Raw genomic sequence first — 16771 nt, forward strand, 5'->3', positions numbered from 1 at the left:
GCGCATGTGCCAGGTACGCCCCGGGCGACCCCTGGAGCCCCGCACCCGCTCCGGCGGTCCGGCGTTGCCGGAATCAGGCCGCGTTGGCCTTGTCGTAGGCCTCGCGGACGGTGCTCGGCACCCGGCCGCGGTCGTTGACCTCCAGGCCCTGCTCCTTGGCCCACGCGCGGATCTTGGCGGTGTCCGGCGCCCCGCCGGACGGGCGCGGAGCCGCGCCGCGACCCGGGCGCCGGGCGCCGGCGAGCCGGCCGCTCTGCTTGCGGCCCTTGTCCACGTAAGGCGCCAGCAGACCGCGCAGCTTGTCCGCGTTGGCGCTCTTCAGGTCGATCTCGTAGGCAACGCCGTCGAGCGCGAACGTCACCGTCTCGTCCGCCGAACCGCCGTCGAGATCGTCTTCAAGAATGACCTGCACCCTCTGTGCCACGGGCTTCCCTTTCCGCTAAACGACCCATTGCCTAAGGAAAGGAAAGCGCCTTTCTCCGGAAAACACAAACCCCTGCCCGGGTCGGGAGCCGCTCACAGGTGCAGCAGCATGCGTGAGTTGCCCAGTGTGTTGGGCTTCACCCGCTCCAGGTCGAGGAACTCCGCGACACCTTCATCGTACGAGCGGAGAAGTTCTTCATAGACATCCGTAGCGATCGCAGCCGGGTCTGTCGTACCATCATCGGTTTCCTGGGCCTCGCCGATCTCGACGAAACCGTGTTTCGCGAAGAAGGGCACCTCGAACGTCAAGCAGAAAATCCGACGGACGCCGAGCCAGCGCGCGGTCTGCAGCAGCTTCTCCAGCAGGAGGTGTCCGACGCCGTGGCCGCGGCAGGACGGATCGACCGCGAGCGTGCGCACTTCGGCGAGGTCCTCCCACATCACGTGCAGCGCGCCGCAGGCCACGACCGCCCCGGTGTCGTCGCGTTCCGCGACCCAGAACTCCTGCACGGATTCGAACAGGGTGACGGTGGGCTTGTCGAGCAGAATGCCGTCGCGCGAGTAGGCGTCGATGAGCCCGCGCACGGCCCGCACGTCCGTGGTCCGCGCCCGGCGGATGGTGACCTCCATGGCGGGACGTTATCGTGCCGGCCCCGCCCCGGTCTCCCCGGTATCCGTCCCGGATTCCGCGGAGTCCGGCCCCACCGGATCGGGCGGGAACAGAGCGGCCACCCGCAACGCGTCGCGCAGCGCCTCCCGTTGCTCGGGTGACATCAGGCCGAAGAAGTGCACCAGGGCGGCCGCGGGATTGTCGCTGGTGGCCCAGGCGTCGTTCATCAGAGCCGCCGTGTACGCCTCGCGGGAGGAGACCGGTTCATATCGATAGGCCCGCCCGACGCGGTCCCGGCGCAGCCAGCCCTTTCTGTGCAGCTTGTCCAGGACGGTCATCACCGTGGTGTACGCGATTTCGCGTTCCGACTGCAGATCCAGCAGAACCTCGCGAACCGTGACCGGTCGGTTCCACTGCCACACCCGGGTCATGATGGCGTTCTCAAGTTCGCCGAGTTGCCGGACCATAGTGCGGCCAGGATAGGGAGTGAATGGGGCAAATCTTGTGAAGTGCCGCAAACCGGCGCGCCGCCACCCCCGGAATCGGGAATGGCGGCGCGCCGGTGCTCGCGGCCGGTGACGGGGTCAGTCGACCGCGTCCTCCTTGGCCTTCTGGGCCCCGCCCTGGCTGCGGATGATGGCCCGCACCAGGAAGCCGAAGCCGATCGCCATGACCAGCGGCGGGACGATCGCGCTGACGTAGTCCATCAGGTCACTCCTCCTCGGTCTTGTCCGCCGCGGTGGCGGCGGACGCCTTGGGCTCCGGCTTCACGAGCGGGAAGAGCACGGTCTCCCGGATGTTCTTGCCGGTGAGCAGCATGATCAGGCGGTCCACCCCGAGGCCGAGGCCGCCGGTGGGCGGCATCGCGTACTCCAGGGCCCGCAGGAAGTCCTCGTCGACCTGCATCGCCTCGACGTCGCCGCCGGCCGCCAGCAGGGACTGCGCGGTCAGCCGGGCGCGCTGCTCGACCGGGTCGACCAGCTCGGAGTAGGCGGTGCCGATCTCGGTACCGAAGATGACCAGGTCCCACTTCTCGGCCACGCCCGCGATCGAGCGGTGCTGGCGGGTCAGCGGGGAGACCTCGGTCGGGTAGTCCTTGATGAAGGTCGGCGCGACGGCGTTCTCCTCCAGCAGGCGCTCGACCATCTCCAGCACGATCTGGCCGTGGCCCCAGTCCTTCTCGAACGGGATGCCGTGCTCGGTGGCCAGCTTGCGCAGCTCCTCCACCCCGGTCTCCGGGGTGACCTGGGTGCCCAGGTGCTCCGAGATGCCCGGGTAGACGCCGACCTCGGCCCACGGCTCGGCCAGGTCGATCTCGTGCTCCACGCCGTGCGGGTCCAGGCCCCGGATCACCGTGGTGCCCAGCGCGTCCCGGGCGGCGTTGATGATCGTCGCCCGGATCAGCTCGGCCTGGGTGTCGTAGTCGCCGTAGGCCTCGTAGGACTCCAGCGAGGTGAACTCGGGGTTGTGGGTGGAGTCCGCGCCCTCGTTGCGGAAGTTGCGGTTGATCTCGAAGACCTTCTCCGCGCCGCCGACCACCAGTCGCTTGAGGTAGAGCTCGGGGGCGATGCGCATGAACAGGTCGATGTCGTACGCGTTGATGTGGGTCTTGAACGGACGCGCGTTGGCGCCGCCGTGCACCGGCTGCAGCATCGGGGTCTCGACCTCGATGTAGCCGCGCTCCTCGTAGGTGCGGCGGATCGAGCGGACCACCTTGCTGCGCAGGTGCAGGATCTCGCGGGCCTCGGGGTTGACGATCAGGTCGACGTACCGCTGGCGGACCCGGGCCTCCGGGTCGGTCAGGCCCTTGTGCTTGTCCGGCAGTGGGCGCAGGCACTTGGCGGTGAGCGCCCACGCGTCCACCATCACCGACAGCTCGCCGCGGCGGGAGGTGATCACCTCGCCCTCGACGCCGACCTGGTCACCGAGGTCGATGTCGGACTTCCAGGCCGCCAGCCGCTCGGTGCCCAGCTTGTCCAGGGAGAGCATCACCTGGAGGTCGCCGCTGCCGTCGCGCAGGGTGGCGAAGCAGAGCTTGCCGCCGGTGCGGGAGAGGATCACCCGGCCGGTGATGCCGACCCGCTCGCCGGTCGCGATGTCCGGTGCGAGGTCCGGGTGCTTGGCCCGCAGGTCGGCGATGGTGCTGGTGCGGGGGAAGCCGACCGGGTACGGGTCGATGCCGGCCGCCCGGAGCCGGTCCAGCTTCTCGCGCCGGACGCGCATCTGCTCGGGGAGGTCGTCGGTCGCGGGGATGGGGCTCTGATCGCTCACCCCACCAGGGTAGCCAGCCCCGGACCGGCGATCCGCCACGGGTTGGCCGTGCCGCACGGGTGGACGGCGGGGGCCGCCCGTCCCGTACGCCTCCGTGAAAGAGGGGGAGACCGCTCCGGCGGTCTCCCCCTCTCTCGCGGGCGGCTCGGTCAGCCGGTGCCGGTGGCCAGCTCCAGCTCCTCGGGGGCGGCGGGCGGCGCGGGCCGGGCCGGGGGCTTGGCGCGACGGCCGAAGAGTTCGGCGGGGGTCGGCATCCGGTGCGGTCGGGGCGGGGTCCGGGGGGCGTCGGGCTGCTCTGCGCCGGGCTCGGTGCTGCTCATCGGGATCCGTCCTCCAACAGGGGTGGGGAGACTGCTCGGGGGTGCGGCAGGGCTCGGTACGGCAACGAGGTGGCGCTGGCCGGTGGTGAGGGCGAGCCGTTCGCGGACGGCCGCCTCGGCCAGTGCGTGGCACCGCCCGGCCAGCCGGGAGCGGCGGGACCGCTCGTGCTGGCCGCACGGCTGACGGGTCAGGCCGCGCAGCGCGGTGAGGTCCTCGGGCCCGGGGAGGTAGCCGTCGGTCACCGCCTCCTCCAGGCGTTCCAGGTAGCCGGCGGCGCTGCCGGGCAGCGCCGCCCGGTAGCGGCCGAGGTCGGCGAGCAGGAAGGCGCGCAGTCGGCCGCCCTCGTGGACGGCCTCGTCGATCGCCTCGGTCAGGCGCAGGGCGTCCTGGACGTCCTCCGCCCACAGCTCGGCGCTCGCGCCGCCGAACGGCAGCCGGTCCGGGAGGTGGAGATGGGCGGGGGCGGCGGGGTGCAGGGCTTGGGCGAGGGCGCGGCGCAACACGCGGACTTCGTCGGCGCTGAAGGCCATGCCGCCGCGCGATCCGTGTGGCGTAGGCATGAGCTGACACTACGTGAGGAATATCCGATTTGTCGGTAACGTCGCGCCGATCCCCCACGTTTGGCCCGGTGAATGTCCTGTGGACGAAGGGTCCGGTCGCTCGGCGCCGCAGCGCCCCGGCCCCGGCGGCCCCGATCACCGGGCAGATCCCGGCGCGGCCCCGTACGGTTCGCCGTCCCCGTACGGTTCGCCGCCCCGTGCGTGACGGCGCGGCAGGGTGTCCGGCCGGGTGGACGGGCTCCCCGGGCGGGCCCGGTCCCGGCCCGCACCCCCCGGTGCCCGTCGGCCTCCCCGGCCGCCGGTCCGGCGCGCTGCCCGGCCCGGGGCGTGACACCGGCACGGCGCGGGGCCGCGCCGGCCGGGAACGCGAGGAAGGGTCGGAAAGCGCGGGCGGATGTCCCGTCCGGGTGGATCCGGTGTCCGCCGCCGGGGCGGCGGACACCAGTGGTCGCGGTGAAGTCCGGTGTCAGCTGGGCCGGTTGCGCTCGTACACCAGGCGCAGGCCGATCAGGGTCAGCCAGGGCTCGTGGACATCGATGGTGCCGGCCTCGCCGAGGACGAGCGGGGCCAGCCCGCCGGTGGCGATCACCTGGACGTCGTCCGGGTCCTTGGCGAGCTCCTTGGCCATCCGTTCGACCAGGCCGTCGACCTGGCCGGCGAAGCCGTAGAGGATGCCGGACTGCATGCCCTCGACGGTGTTCTTGCCGATCACGTTGCGGGGCCGGGCCAGCTCGATCTTGCGCAGCTGGGCGCCACGCGCGCCGAGCGCCTCCACCGAGATCTCGATCCCGGGGGCGATCGCGCCGCCGACGTAGTCGCCGCGGGCGTTGATCGCGTCGAAGGTGGTGGCGGTGCCGAAGTCGACCACGATGCACGGGCCGCCGTACAGGTGGTTGGCGGCCAGCGCGTTGACGATCCGGTCGGCGCCGACCTCCTTGGGATGGTCCATCAGGACGTGCACGCCCGTCTTCACCCCCGGCTCCACGATCACCGCGGGGACGTCGCCGTAGTAACGGCGCGTCACCTCGCGGAACTCGTGGAGCACGGAGGGGACGGACGAGCAGATCGCCAGGCCCTCCACCGCGGCCTCGTTGACCGCGGTGTGCGAGCCCATCAGGCCCTGCAGGAGCACCGCCAGCTCGTCGGCCGTGCGGCGCGGATCGGTGGAGATCCGCCAGTGCTCGACCACGTCCTCGCCGTCGAACAGGCCGAGCGTGGTCTGGGTGTTGCCGACGTCGATGGTGAGCAGCATGGGGTGCCTTCTGCGTGAGGGGTGATCAGAGGTGATCAGGCGCGCAGATCCAGGCCGATGTCCAGGATCGGCGAGGAGTGCGTGAGCGCGCCCACGGCCAGGTAGTCGACCCCAGTCTGGGCGACCTCGCGCGCGCTGGCCAGGGTCAGTCCGCCGGACGCCTCCAGCCGGGCGCGCCCGGCCACCAGCTCGACGGCCTGCTTCAGCCGCGGCACGGTGAAGTTGTCCAGCAGGACGAGGTCGGCCCCGGCCTCCAGCACCGGCGGGATCTGCTCCAGGGTGTCCACCTCGACCTCGACCGGCAGGTCGGGGTAGGCGGCCCGGACGGCCCGGAACGCCTCGGCGACGCCGCCGGCCGCGATCACGTGGTTGTCCTTGACCAGGGCCGCGTCGGAGAGCGCCATCCGGTGGTTGGCGCCGCCGCCGCAGCGGACCGCGTACTTCTGCAGGGCCCGCAGGCCCGGGGTGGTCTTGCGGGTGTCGCGGACCACCGCGCCGGTGCCCTCCAGGGCGTCCGCCCAGGCGCGGGTCGCGGTGGCGATGCCGGACAGGTGGCAGAGCAGGTTGAGCGCGCTGCGCTCGGCGGTCAGCAGGTCGCGGGTGCGGCTGCGGACGGAGAGCAGCACCTGGCCGGCCTCGACCCGGTCGCCGTCCTGGACGTGCCGCTCGACCTCGAACTCCTCCTCGCAGACCAGCGAGACGACCGCCTCGGCGATCCGCAGGCCGGCCACCACACCGGCCTCGCGGGCGGTGAAGTCGGCGGTGGCGACGGCGTCGGCGGGCACGGTGGCGACGGAGGTGACGTCCTCGCCGCCGGCCAGGTCCTCGGCCAGCGCCAGGGTGGCGATGTCCTCGACCTCGATCGGGTCGAGGCCGGCCTCCTCCAGCAGCTCGGCGAGCTGGGGGTCCAGGCCGGTCTCGTAGCCGTCGCCGTCCCCGCACGCGCAGCCGTCGCCGCAGCCACCGGCCATCGGGAGTTCCTCGTGGGAGTGGGTCATGGTTACTGCTCCTCAGGGGTGCTGACAGGATCGCCGGAGGCGGTGAGGGTAAGGATCAGATGGCGCTGCCAGTGGGCGTCGTCCCGCTCGGGGAAGTCCTCGCGCCAGTGGCAGCCGCGGGTCTCGGCACGCTGCGCGGCGGCCGCCACCAGTGCGCTGGCGACCAGCAGCAGGTTGGCGGCCTCCCAGGTCTCCACCCGGGGGTCGGCCGGCTTCTCCTCGGCGACGTGCGCGAACGCCTGCTCGGCGAGCAGGGTGAGCCCGGCGGCCGCGTCGGCCATCGACGCGGCCGAGCGCAGCACGCCGGCCCCGCGCGACATCAGCCGCTGGATCTCGGCGCGCGCCTCGGGCGCGGGCAGCGGCACCGGGTGGGCGGCGCGCGCGGTGGCGACGTCCACCGAGCGCTCGGGCAGGTCGTCCGCGCGGTGCCGGGCGGTCAGGTCGGCAGCGATCCGCTCGGCGAAGACCAGGCCCTCCAGCAGAGAGTTGGAGGCCAGCCGGTTGGCGCCGTGCACCCCGGTGCAGGCCACCTCGCCGCAGGCGTACAGGCCGGGGACGGTGGTGCGGCCGGAGAGGTCGGTGCGGATGCCGCCGGAGGCGTAGTGCGCGGCCGGGGCGACCGGGATCGGCTCGGTGACCGGGTCGATGCCGTGCGCCCGGCAGGAGGTGAGGATGGTCGGGAACCGCTGCTCCCACATCGCGGCGCCGAAGTGCCGCCCGTCCAGGTACATGTGCTCGGCGCCGCGGAGCTGCATCTGCCGGGTGATGGCCTTGGCGACGATGTCGCGCGGGGCCAGCTCGGCCAGTTCGTGCTGCCCGAGCATGAAGCGGGTGCCCGTCGCGTCGACCAGGTGCGCGCCCTCGCCGCGGACCGCCTCGGAGACCAGCGGCTGCTGGCCCTCGGCCTCCGGGCCGAGCCAGAGCACCGTCGGGTGGAACTGGACGAACTCCAGGTCGGTGACCTCGGCGCCGGCCCGCAGCGCGAGCGCCACGCCGTCGCCGGTGGAGACCGCCGGATTGGTGGTGGCGGAGAAGACCTGGCCCATGCCGCCGGTGGCCAGGACCACCGCGCGGGCCCGGATGGCCCCGACGCCGTCGCGCTGGCCCTCGCCCATCACGTGCAGGGTGAGGCCGGCGGCGTGCCCGGCGGCGTCGGTGAGCAGGTCGAGGACGAGGGCGTGCTCGATCAGCTCCAGGCCCGGGTCGGACCGGACGGCGGTGACCAGGGCGCGCGATATCTCGGCGCCGGTGGCGTCCCCGCCGGCGTGCGCGATCCGGCGGCGGTGGTGGCCGCCCTCGCGGGTGAGCAGGATCTCGCCGTCCTCGCCGCGGTCGAACGCGGCGCCGGTGGCGATCAGGTGGCGGACGGCCTCCGGGCCCTCGGTCACGAGGGTGCGCACGGCCTCCTCGTCGCAGAGTCCGGCACCGGCCACCAGGGTGTCGTCCAGGTGCTGCTCGGGGGTGTCACCCTCGCCCAGGGCGGCGGCGATGCCGCCCTGGGCCCAGCGGGTGGACCCGTCGTCGAGCATCGCCTTGGTGACCACCACGGCCCGCAGGCCGGCCTTGCGGACGTTGAGGGCGACGGTGAGGCCGGCCACGCCGGAGCCGACCACGACGACGTCGGTGGTGGTCGTCCAGCCGGGGGCGGGGGCGGTGAGGCGGTGCGTGGCGGGCATGGCGTTCAGTGGCTCCTTCAGCGCGCGGCGGTCGGGGCCGCGCCGTTGCCGTCACCGTACGCCGCGTCGCCGCGGCGCAGTCCGGTGCCCTCCCCGGCCTCGGCGGGGTCGCCGCCCATGCCGGTGATCCGGTTGTCGGCGTCCACGAAGACCACCTTCGGCAGGTAGCCCTTGGCCTCGGCGGTGTCCATCTGCCCGTAGGCGATGAGTATGACGAGGTCGCCGGGGTGGACCAGGCGCGCGGCCGCGCCGTTGATGCCGATCACGCCGGTGCCGCGCGGGCCGGCGATGGTGTAGGTCTCCAGCCGGGCGCCGTTGTTGATGTCGACGATGTGGACCAGCTCGCCGGGGAGCAGGTCGGCGGCGTCGAGCAGGTCCTCGTCCACCGTGACGGAGCCGACGTAGTGCAGGTCGGCCTGGGTCACGGTGGCCCGGTGGATCTTGGACTTGAGCATGGTGCGGAGCATGGGGTCACGCCTCCAATGAGTGCATGCCTGCGGGGAAGTGCTTCCGGACGGTCCTGCGGGTGGTGCCGGTGCCTGGCGGCGGATTCTGTGCTTGCCGGTCCTCTGCCTGGCGGCGGATTCTGTGCTTGCCGGTCCTCTGCCTGGCGGCGGATTCTGTGCTTGCCGGTCCTCTGCCTAGCGGCAGATGACGTGGACGTTGTCGATCAGGCGGGTGGAGCCCACCTTCGCGGCGACGGCCAGCACCGCCTCGCCCTGGAAGTCGTCCGCCGCCTCGGTGAAGTCGTGCGGGTCGATCAGGGCGAGGTAGTCGAGGGTGACGCCTTCGGCGCCGGGTGCCCCGGTCGAGGCGGCGAGGGCGGCCGCGGCGGCCTCGCGCACGGCCTTCGCCCCCTGCGCGGCCACGTCGCGGCCGGCGAACAGGGCCTTGGACAGTACGAGCGCGCGCTCGCGCTCCTCGGCGGACAGGAAGCGGTTGCGGGAGGAGAGCGCCAGCCCGTCCTCCTCGCGGGCGGTCGGCACCCCGATGATCTCGACGTCGAAGTCCAGGTCGGCCACCATCCGCTGGATGACCGCCAGCTGCTGGGCGTCCTTCTCGCCGAAGAAGGCGAAGTCCGGGTCGGTGATGTGCAGCAGCTTGGCCACCACGGTCAGCACCCCGTCGAAGTGGCCGGGCCGGGTGGTGCCCTCGAAGCGCTCGCCCATCGGGCCGGCCGCCAGGCGCACCTGCGGCTCGCCGTTCGGGTAGACCTCCTCGACGGACGGCGCGAAGACGACGTCGGCGCCGTTCTCCTCGGCCAGCCGGACGTCCGCGTCCAGGTCGCGCGGGTAGCGCTCGAGGTCCTCGCCGGCGCCGAACTGCAGCGGGTTGACGAAGACGGTGACGGCGACCCGCCCCTCCCGGCCGACCTGCTTGCGGGCGGCCCGGACGAGCGCGGCATGCCCCTCGTGCAGGGCGCCCATGGTCATCACGACCGCGTTGTCCACCGGCTGCTCGTCCGGCCAGAAGGCCGCCTCGAAGTCGGTGACGGTCCGGGTGACGACGGCCCGGTGGACCTTCGGCGCCCGCTGGGCCTTGCCGGGCTGCTTGCCGCGTGCCATCAGTGGTTCTCCTCGTTCAGTACGTCCAGCAGCGCCGCCGCCGAAGCTTCGTCGATCGTCCCGTGGGCCAGCGCCCGCTGGGCGGTGGCGCGGGCCATCGCCCGGTAGGCGGCCGGGATGTCCGGGGACACCGTACTGAGCTGCGCCAGGTGGCGCCGAACGGTGCCCGCGTCGCCCCGGGCGACCGGGCCGGTGAGGGCCGCGTCGCCGGAGCGCAGGCTGTTGTCCAGGGCGGCGCCCAGCAGCGGGCCGAGCAGCCGGCCGGGCTCGGCGACGCCGGCCGTGCGCAGCAGCTCCGACGCCTGGGCGACCAGGGTGACCAGGTGGTTGGCGCCGTGCGCGAGGGCCGTGTGGTAGAGCGGGCGGACCCCCTCCGGCACCCACTCGGGATCGCCGCCCATCTCCACCACCAGGGCCTCGGCGACCGGGCGCAGCTCGTCGGGGGCGGTGACCCCGAACGGGCAGCCGGCCAGCCGGGCGAGGTCGACCGGGGTGCCGGTGAAGGTCATCGCGGGGTGCAGCGCCAGCGGCAGCGCCCCGGCCCGGGTGGCGGGCTCCAGGACGGCGACGCCGTGCGCGCCCGAGGTGTGCACGACCAGCTGGCCGGGGCGCACCGAGCCGGTCGCGACGAGGCCGGCCACCAGGTCGGCCAGCGCGTCGTCGGGGACGGTGAGCAGCACCAGGTCGGCGGCGGCGAGCACCTGCGGTGGGGAGACGATCCGCACGCCCGGCAGCAGTTGCTCGGCGCGGCGGCGGGAGGCGGCGGACACCCCGGAGGCGGCGACCACCCGGTGCCCGGCGAGCTGCAGGGCGGCGCCCAGCGCCGGGCCGACCCGGCCGGTGCCGACCACCCCGACGGTGAGGCGGGCCGGGCGGTTGCCCGGGTCCGCCGGGTCGCCGAAACCGTCGGCGAGCGGGGAGGGGCCGGTGCTGTCGGAGGCGCTCACGCGGCCACCTCCGGACCGGTTCCGGGCCGGGGGCGGTCCCGGCGCTCGGCGGGGGCAGTCGCCATGGCGCACCTCTCGACGGTGAGCCCGGTTCGCTCGCTCACGGCTGGGCCCTGGTCCTCACTCTTACCGTTCCGGTCCTCGGCGGGTACCGGACGCACCGGCCCATTCTACGGCCGGGTCCGGTCCGGCCCTCATCCGCTGCGCGGCCCGGTCCGGGCCCCCGGCCGGGGGCCCGGACCTAGTCCTAGTCCGCCGCGCCGGCCCGGATCAGGCCCGCCTCGTAGGCGAGCACCACGGCCTGGACCCGGTCGCGCAGGCGGAGCTTGGCCAGGATCCGGCCGACGTGGGTCTTCACGGTGGCCTCGGAGAGGACCAGCCGGGCGGCGATCTCGCCGTTCGAGAGGCCCTGGGCGACCAGCAGGAACACCTCGCGCTCGCGCTCGGTGAGCGGGCCGAGGGTGTCCGGGCCGGGCGCGCTCGCCGCGGTGGGCAGCACCTCGGCGAACCGGTCGATCATGCGGCGGGTGGTGGTCGGCGCGACCACGGCGTCGCCGCCGTGCACCGCGCGGATCGCGGCCACCAGCTCGGTCGGCGGCACGTCCTTGAGCAGGAACCCGCTGGCCCCGGCCTTGAGCGCGGCGAAGGCGTACTCGTCCAGGTCGAAGGTGGTCAGGATGAGGACGTGCGGGGCCTCGGGCAGCGGGCTGCCGTCCTCGGCGAGGCAGATCCGGCGGGTGGCCTGCACCCCGTCGAGGCGGGGCATCCGGACGTCCATCAGGATCACGTCCACCCGTGTGTGCCGCAGCCTCTCCAGGGCCTGCGCGCCGTCGCCGGCCTCGGCGACGATCTCGATGTCGCCCTGGGACTGCAGGATCATCCGGAAGCCGGTGCGCAGCAGCTCCTGGTCGTCGACGAGCATCACGCGGATGGTCAAGGTGGTCTCCTGGTTCGTGGGCGGCAACGTGGTCAGTGTGCTGCCTTGAGCGGCAGGACGGCGCGGATCCGGAAGCCGCCGCCGGGGCGCGGCCCGACGTCCAGACTGCCGCTGACCATGCCGACCCGCTCGCGCATCCCGATCAGGCCGTGGCCCTGGCCGTCCGTCCCGCCGGAGGTCAGCTGCTCGTCGGTCGAGCCGCGGCCGTCGTCCTCGATCAGGACGGCCAGCTCGCGGTCGCCGAAGTCGACCGCGACCCGGGCGTGCACATCGGGGCCGCCGTGCTTGCGCACGTTGGTCAGCGCTTCCTGGACGATCCGGTAGACGGTCAGCTCGACGCCGCGCGGCAGCTCGCGCGGGTCGCCCGAGGTGGCGAAGTCCACCTGGAGGCCGGCGGTGCGGACCTGGTCCAGCAGGTCGGGCAGCTCCTCGACGCCGGGCTGCGGCACGTACTCCTCGGCGGTGTCCGCGGTGCGCAGCACGCCCAGCAGCCGGCGCATCTCGACGAGGGCCTGGCGTCCGGTGGAGGCGATCGTGCCGAGCGCCTCCTTGGCCTGCTGGGGCGAGTTGTCCAGCACGTAGGCGGCGCCGTCGGCCTGGACGATCATGACGGACACGTTGTGCGCGACCACGTCGTGCAGCTCACGGGCGATCCGGGCGCGCTCGGCGGCGACCGCCACCTTGGCCTGGGCGTCGCGCTCGCGCTCCAGCCGGGCGGCGCGGTCCTCCAGCTCGACCAGGTAGGCGCGGCGCACCCGGGTGAGCCGGCCCCACGCCCAGCACAGGATGAACGGGCTGGTCATCAGCCCCATGATGAGGAGCGTTTCGCCGACGCCGTAGGGGTGGAAGGTCGTCGTGCTGGTCTCCGGGTGGTACTGGCTCTTGAGCAGCCCCTGCTCCCAGAACACCAGCGGTCCGGCGGACAGGCCGGCGGCGAGCGCCAACCGGGAGATCCAGGCGGAGCCGAAGGCGGCCCCGGTGTACGCGAAGACCAGGTAGGCGATGCTGGAGCCGCCCGGGTCGACGTCGAGCGCGACCTGGGTCAGCCCGATCACGACGGCGGCGGTCACCGTGATGTCGGGCCGGCGCCGCCGGAAGACCATCAGCAGCGGCAGGACGACCGCGATCGCGAGTTGGACGCTCTGTTGCCACCCGCCCTGGCCCGCGTCGTTGGGGAGCAGGCCGAAGAACAGCACCATCGCCGCCCAGGCGGAGTCGACCACCATGGGGTGACGGCGGAGCCAGGCGTTGAGTCGTTGCACGTCTCAAGCGTAGGCAGTCGCGGAGCGTGGTCAGGTCCGCCGGGAGGGCGATCCGCTCTACTCCCTAGGTCGGAGAAGCCCCGGCTCCGGTTGGGAGGGTCGGCCCGCCGCCGGGTAGCGTCCCGCCGCATGAGTTGGATGCGGTGGCGGCCCGCCATGGAAGAGGCCCTCTACGCCCCGGAGGGCGGCTTCTACCGCAGGCCGGAGGGGCCGGCCGGGCATTTCCGCACCTCCGTGCACGCCTCCCCGCTGTTCGCCCGCGCGGTCGCCCGGCTGCTGCTGGACGTGGACGAGGCACTGGGCCGCCCGGAGGAGCTGGCCTTCGTGGACGTCGGGGCCGGTCGCGGTGAGTTGCTGGCCGGGGTGCTGGCCGAGCTGCCGGACCGGGTGCTGGCCCGGCTGCGGCCGTACGGGGTGGAGATCGCGGCGGACCGCCCGGCCGGACTGCCGTCCACAGCCCTGTGGACGGACGAGGTGCCGAGCGGCGTCAGCGGCCTGCTGTTCGCCAACGAGTGGCTGGACAACGTGCCGCTGGACCTCGGCGAGGTGGACGGGGACGGGGTGCTGCGCTACGTCGAGGTGGACACCGCGACCGGCGAGGAGCGGCTCGGCGGCGCGGTGGACGAGGCCGACGCGGCCTGGGCCGCGCGCTGGTGGCCGGCCCCGGCGCCGGGGGACGCGGTGGAGTTCGGCGCCCCCCGCGACGCCTGCTGGGCCTCGGCCGTCGCGGGGCTGGAGCGCGGCCTCGCGGTCGCGGCGGACTACGGGCACACCACCGGGCACCGCCCGGTCCTCACCACCCTGACCGGCTTCCGGGCGGGCCGTGAGGTGCGCCCGGTGCCGGACGGCTCCTGCGACCTCACCGCGCACGTGGCGCTGGACGCCGTGGCCGCGCCCGCCCTCCACAGCCTGTGGACAACCCAGCGGGAGGCGCTGCGGGCGCTCGGTGTGAGCGGGGCCCGCCCGCCGCTGGCGCTGGCCTCCACCGACCCGGTGGCCTACCTGCGGGCGCTCGGCGGCGCCGGGGAGGGCGCCGAGCTGACCGACCCGGCGGGCCTGGGCGCGTTCGGCTGGCTCGCGCAGGCCGTCCGCATGCCGGTACCGGAGACCCTCGCCGGCCTCGGGGGATGGCAGACTCTCGGGTCATGAGGGAGACCACGGTCGGTATCGGGGCGGGAGCCGAGAACGTCACCGGCGAGGCGGGCAGCACCGACATGGTGCTCAACATCGGCCCGCAGCACCCGGCGACCCACGGCGTGCTGCGGCTGAAGCTGGTGCTGGACGGCGAGCGGATCGTCACCGCGGAGCCGGTGATCGGCTACATGCACCGCGGCGCGGAGAAGCTCTTCGAGGCCCGCGACTACCGGCAGATCATCATGCTGGCGAACCGGCACGACTGGCTCTCCGCGTTCGCCAACGAGCTGGGCGTGGTGCTCGGCGTCGAGCGGATGCTCGGCATGGAGGTGCCCGAGCGCGCGGTCTGGATCCGCACCATGCTCGCGGAGCTGAACCGCGTCCTCAACCACCTGATGTTCCTCGGCTCCTACCCGCTGGAGCTGGGCGGGATCACCCCGATCTTCCACGCCTTCTCCAGCCGCGAGGACCTCCAGCACGTGCTGGAGGAGGCCTCCGGCGGCCGGATGCACTACATGTTCAACCGGGTCGGCGGCCTCAAGGAGGACGTGCCGGCCGGCTGGCTCGGCCGGGTCCGGGCGGCGGTCGCCACCGTCCGCTCGCAGCTGCCGGTCTTCGAGGAGCTCGTCCTCGGCAACGAGATCTTCCGGGCCCGCACCGCCGGCGTCGGCGTGCTCAGCAAGGCGCACGCCGAGGCGTACGGGGTCAGCGGTCCGATCGCGCGGGCCAGCGGGCTCGACTTCGACCTGCGCCGCGACGAGCCCTACCTGGCGTACGGCTCCGAGGAACTTCGGCAGGTGCTCACCGTGGTCACCCGCGAGGAGGGCGACTGCCTGGCCCGGTTCGAGTGCCTGCTGGAGCAGACGGTCAACTCGCTGGACCTCGCGGACGCCTGCCTGGACAAGCTCGCCACGCTGGCGCCCGGCCCGGTCAACCTGCGGCTGCCCAAGGTGCTCAAGGCCCCCGAGGGCAGCACCTACGCCTGGACGGAGAACCCGCTCGGCGTCAACGGCTACTACCTGGTCTCGCGCGGTGACAAGACGCCGTGGCGGCTGAAGCTGCGCTCGGCGTCCTTCAACAACATCCAGGCGCTCACCGAGCTGCTGCCCGGCACCCTGGTCGCCGACATGGTGGCCATCCTGGGCTCGATGTTCTTCGTCGTCGGCGACATCGACAAGTAGCGGCGCCCGGGCGTGCGGCGGCGCCCCGGCATGGCGCGGGGCGCCGGGCACGTGGCGGCGGCGATGCGGGCGGTGGGCTACTTCCTGCCGGTCTTCTTCGCCGGGTCGGCCGGGTGCGGGGCCACCTTGCGGTCGCCCTTGGTGGCGATCCGCTGCTCGCAGAGGCCGGCCAGCACCTGGTACCCGGCCGGGCCCATCAGCTCGGTGAGCTCGGGGCGGTAGCTGATGTACACCGGGTCCGGGCCGGTGTGCGCGTCCGGGCTGCCGGTGCACCACCAGTGCAGGTCGTGGCCGCCCGGGCCCCAGCCCCGCCGGTCGTACTCGCCGATGGTGACCTGGAGGTAGCGGGTGTCGTCCGGGCGGTCGATCCAGTCGTAGGTGCGGCGCACCGGGAGCTGCCAGCAGACGTCCGGCTTGGTCTCCAGCGGCTCCTTGCCCTCCTTGAGCGCGAGGGTGTGCAGGGCGCAGCCGGCGCCGCCGGGGAAGCCGGGGCTGTTGAGGAACAGGCAGGCGCCGTTGACCCGCCGGGTCTGCCGGTCGCCGTCCTCGTCGAACATGGTGATGCCGCCGTCGAGCCTGATCCGGCCCTTGGCGTCGGTGCCGTGCGCGAAGTTCTCCCAGATCTCGGGCGTCAGCCGGGCCGCGTGGCCGGCCACGCGCTGCTCGTCGTCCTCGTCCGAGTAGTGGGCGCCGAGCGTGCAGCAGCCGTCCGACTCGCCGCGGCCCTCGCGGATGCCCTGGCAGCCCCGGCCGAAGATGCACGTCCAGCGGGAGGTCAGCCAGGTGAGGTCGCAGCGGAAGACCTGCTCCTCGTCGTCGGGGTCGGCGAACTCGACCCAGGCGCGCGGGAAGTCGAGCGGGACCTCGGGGCGCGGGGCGTCGAGCGGGACCTCGGCGCGCAGGGTCGGCATCGCGAGGTCGACCGGGGTCGCTCCGGTCTTGGGCTTCTTCTTGGACGTCTCTGCTGCTGCCACCCGGCAAGGGTAGAGCCTTCGCGGCGGTGCGAACCGCCTGCGGCCGGGGTATTTGCGGTGATTTCACCGAGTGGTCGCCGACGACGCCGCCGCCGGGCGAGGTGAAGGCGGGGTGAAGAGGTCATCGGCGCGCTGCGGCCCGGCCCGGCGGCACCCCTAGGATGGCGGCCGGTCCGCTACGGGGAGGTACGGGGATGGCCAGCGGCAGCAGCAGCGGTGACGCCGGGAGCGGCAGGTTCGCCCTCAAGCCGTGGGAACTGCACGGCGAGGGGCGGGAGTTCGAGAAGATCTCGGAGGACTTCGGGAAGGCCGCCGCCGGCCTGGAGCAGTCCCTCACCGCGCTCGGCAGCCCCTGGGGGCTGGACCAGCCGGGCAGCGGGTTCGCCGCCGTCTACCAGGGCGCGCGCGGTGGGCTGCTCGGCGGCCTGCGCGGGCTGGCGGGGCAGCTGGGGCAGGTCGGATCCGGGCTGCACACCATGGCCGAGCGGACGGTCGACGCCGAGACGACGGCCGCCGCCGGATTCGGCGGCGGCCCGGGCAAGGGCGGCCCCGGCGGCCCCGGCGGGCCGGCGGCGGGCGGGAAGCCCGGGGCGCCGGCCGCAACCCCGGGGGCCCCGGCCACCGTCCCCAAGGACAGATCGGCCTGACGGCCCGGCGGTC

Annotated in this window: 18 protein-coding genes; 3 read left to right on the forward strand and 15 right to left on the reverse strand. The window is 73.7% G+C overall.

Annotation, left to right across the window (positions count from 1 at the left end; all coding sequences use genetic code 11):
* Window positions 1-73: 73 nt before the first annotated feature.
* The 14 genes from ACIQTO_RS02905 to ACIQTO_RS02970 form a co-directional block, all read right to left on the reverse strand.
* Window positions 74-424: an Lsr2 family protein gene (locus ACIQTO_RS02905; RefSeq protein ID WP_402381997.1), complete on the reverse strand. Its 351-nt coding sequence runs from the start codon at window positions 422-424 to the stop codon at window positions 74-76.
* Window positions 425-516: 92 nt separating this feature from the next.
* Window positions 517-1053: an amino-acid N-acetyltransferase gene (locus ACIQTO_RS02910; RefSeq protein WP_380571552.1), complete on the reverse strand. Its 537-nt coding sequence runs from the start codon at window positions 1051-1053 to the stop codon at window positions 517-519.
* 9 nt (window positions 1054-1062) lie between these two features.
* Window positions 1063-1500 carry a BlaI/MecI/CopY family transcriptional regulator gene (locus ACIQTO_RS02915; RefSeq protein ID WP_402382001.1) on the reverse strand — a complete coding sequence of 146 codons (438 nt, stop codon included), beginning with the start codon at window positions 1498-1500 and terminating at the stop codon, window positions 1063-1065.
* A gap of 117 nt (window positions 1501-1617) precedes the next feature.
* Window positions 1618-1740 (reverse strand): hypothetical protein, encoded by a 123-nt coding sequence (locus ACIQTO_RS02920; protein WP_329488349.1) that lies wholly within the window; start codon window positions 1738-1740, stop codon window positions 1618-1620.
* 4 nt (window positions 1741-1744) lie between these two features.
* On the reverse strand, window positions 1745-3304 hold the full coding sequence (gene lysX, locus ACIQTO_RS02925; RefSeq protein ID WP_402382004.1) for a bifunctional lysylphosphatidylglycerol synthetase/lysine--tRNA ligase LysX: 1560 nt from the start codon (window positions 3302-3304) through the stop codon (window positions 1745-1747).
* 149 nt (window positions 3305-3453) lie between these two features.
* Window positions 3454-4185 (reverse strand): hypothetical protein, encoded by a 732-nt coding sequence (locus tag ACIQTO_RS02930; RefSeq protein WP_402382006.1) that lies wholly within the window; start codon window positions 4183-4185, stop codon window positions 3454-3456.
* A 466-nt stretch (window positions 4186-4651) separates the two neighbouring features.
* Window positions 4652-5437 (reverse strand): type III pantothenate kinase, encoded by a 786-nt coding sequence (locus ACIQTO_RS02935; RefSeq protein WP_380571559.1) that lies wholly within the window; start codon window positions 5435-5437, stop codon window positions 4652-4654.
* A gap of 35 nt (window positions 5438-5472) precedes the next feature.
* A complete protein-coding gene (gene nadC, locus ACIQTO_RS02940) occupies window positions 5473-6435 on the reverse strand; it encodes a carboxylating nicotinate-nucleotide diphosphorylase (protein ID WP_402382008.1) in 963 nt (320 codons plus the stop codon).
* A gap of 2 nt (window positions 6436-6437) precedes the next feature.
* Window positions 6438-8111: an L-aspartate oxidase gene (locus tag ACIQTO_RS02945; protein WP_402382011.1), complete on the reverse strand. Its 1674-nt coding sequence runs from the start codon at window positions 8109-8111 to the stop codon at window positions 6438-6440.
* A gap of 17 nt (window positions 8112-8128) precedes the next feature.
* Entirely contained in the window at window positions 8129-8578 is a 450-nt protein-coding gene (panD, locus tag ACIQTO_RS02950; RefSeq protein WP_402382013.1) for an aspartate 1-decarboxylase, read from the reverse strand.
* Between the two features lie 174 nt (window positions 8579-8752).
* The gene (panC, locus tag ACIQTO_RS02955; RefSeq protein ID WP_402382016.1) at window positions 8753-9676 is read right to left on the reverse strand and encodes a pantoate--beta-alanine ligase; all 924 of its coding nucleotides are present in this window, start codon (window positions 9674-9676) and stop codon (window positions 8753-8755) included.
* Window positions 9676-10623 (reverse strand): Rossmann-like and DUF2520 domain-containing protein, encoded by a 948-nt coding sequence (locus ACIQTO_RS02960; RefSeq protein WP_402382019.1) that lies wholly within the window; start codon window positions 10621-10623, stop codon window positions 9676-9678. The genes panC and ACIQTO_RS02960 overlap by 1 nt, the downstream gene beginning before the upstream one ends.
* A 247-nt stretch (window positions 10624-10870) precedes the next feature.
* Window positions 10871-11560: a response regulator gene (locus ACIQTO_RS02965; protein WP_402382022.1), complete on the reverse strand. Its 690-nt coding sequence runs from the start codon at window positions 11558-11560 to the stop codon at window positions 10871-10873.
* Window positions 11561-11592: 32 nt separating this feature from the next.
* Complete coding sequence (locus tag ACIQTO_RS02970; protein WP_402382024.1) at window positions 11593-12822, reverse strand: sensor histidine kinase; 1230 nt, start codon at window positions 12820-12822, stop codon at window positions 11593-11595.
* A 129-nt stretch (window positions 12823-12951) separates the two neighbouring features.
* Here ACIQTO_RS02970 and ACIQTO_RS02975 point away from each other — a divergent pair, with 129 nt between their 5' ends.
* Both ACIQTO_RS02975 and ACIQTO_RS02980 read left to right on the forward strand, forming a co-directional pair.
* Window positions 12952-13971, forward strand: a complete 1020-nt coding sequence (locus ACIQTO_RS02975) for an SAM-dependent methyltransferase (protein ID WP_402382027.1) — start codon at window positions 12952-12954, stop codon at window positions 13969-13971.
* Window positions 13968-15137: an NADH-quinone oxidoreductase subunit D gene (locus tag ACIQTO_RS02980; protein ID WP_402382030.1), complete on the forward strand. Its 1170-nt coding sequence runs from the start codon at window positions 13968-13970 to the stop codon at window positions 15135-15137. The genes ACIQTO_RS02975 and ACIQTO_RS02980 overlap by 4 nt, the downstream gene beginning before the upstream one ends.
* 77 nt (window positions 15138-15214) lie before the next feature.
* On the opposite strand, the gene ACIQTO_RS02985 is transcribed toward ACIQTO_RS02980, so the two are convergent.
* The gene (locus tag ACIQTO_RS02985) at window positions 15215-16048 is read right to left on the reverse strand and encodes a hypothetical protein (protein ID WP_380571737.1); all 834 of its coding nucleotides are present in this window, start codon (window positions 16046-16048) and stop codon (window positions 15215-15217) included.
* 257 nt (window positions 16049-16305) lie between these two features.
* Between ACIQTO_RS02985 and ACIQTO_RS02990 the strand changes: the two genes are divergently transcribed.
* Complete coding sequence (locus ACIQTO_RS02990; RefSeq protein ID WP_402382032.1) at window positions 16306-16758, forward strand: hypothetical protein; 453 nt, start codon at window positions 16306-16308, stop codon at window positions 16756-16758.
* The last annotated feature ends 13 nt before the right edge of the window (window positions 16759-16771 follow it).

It is taken from the genome of Kitasatospora sp. NPDC091207, assembly GCF_044768625.1.
Taxonomy (GTDB): domain Bacteria; phylum Actinomycetota; class Actinomycetes; order Streptomycetales; family Streptomycetaceae; genus Kitasatospora.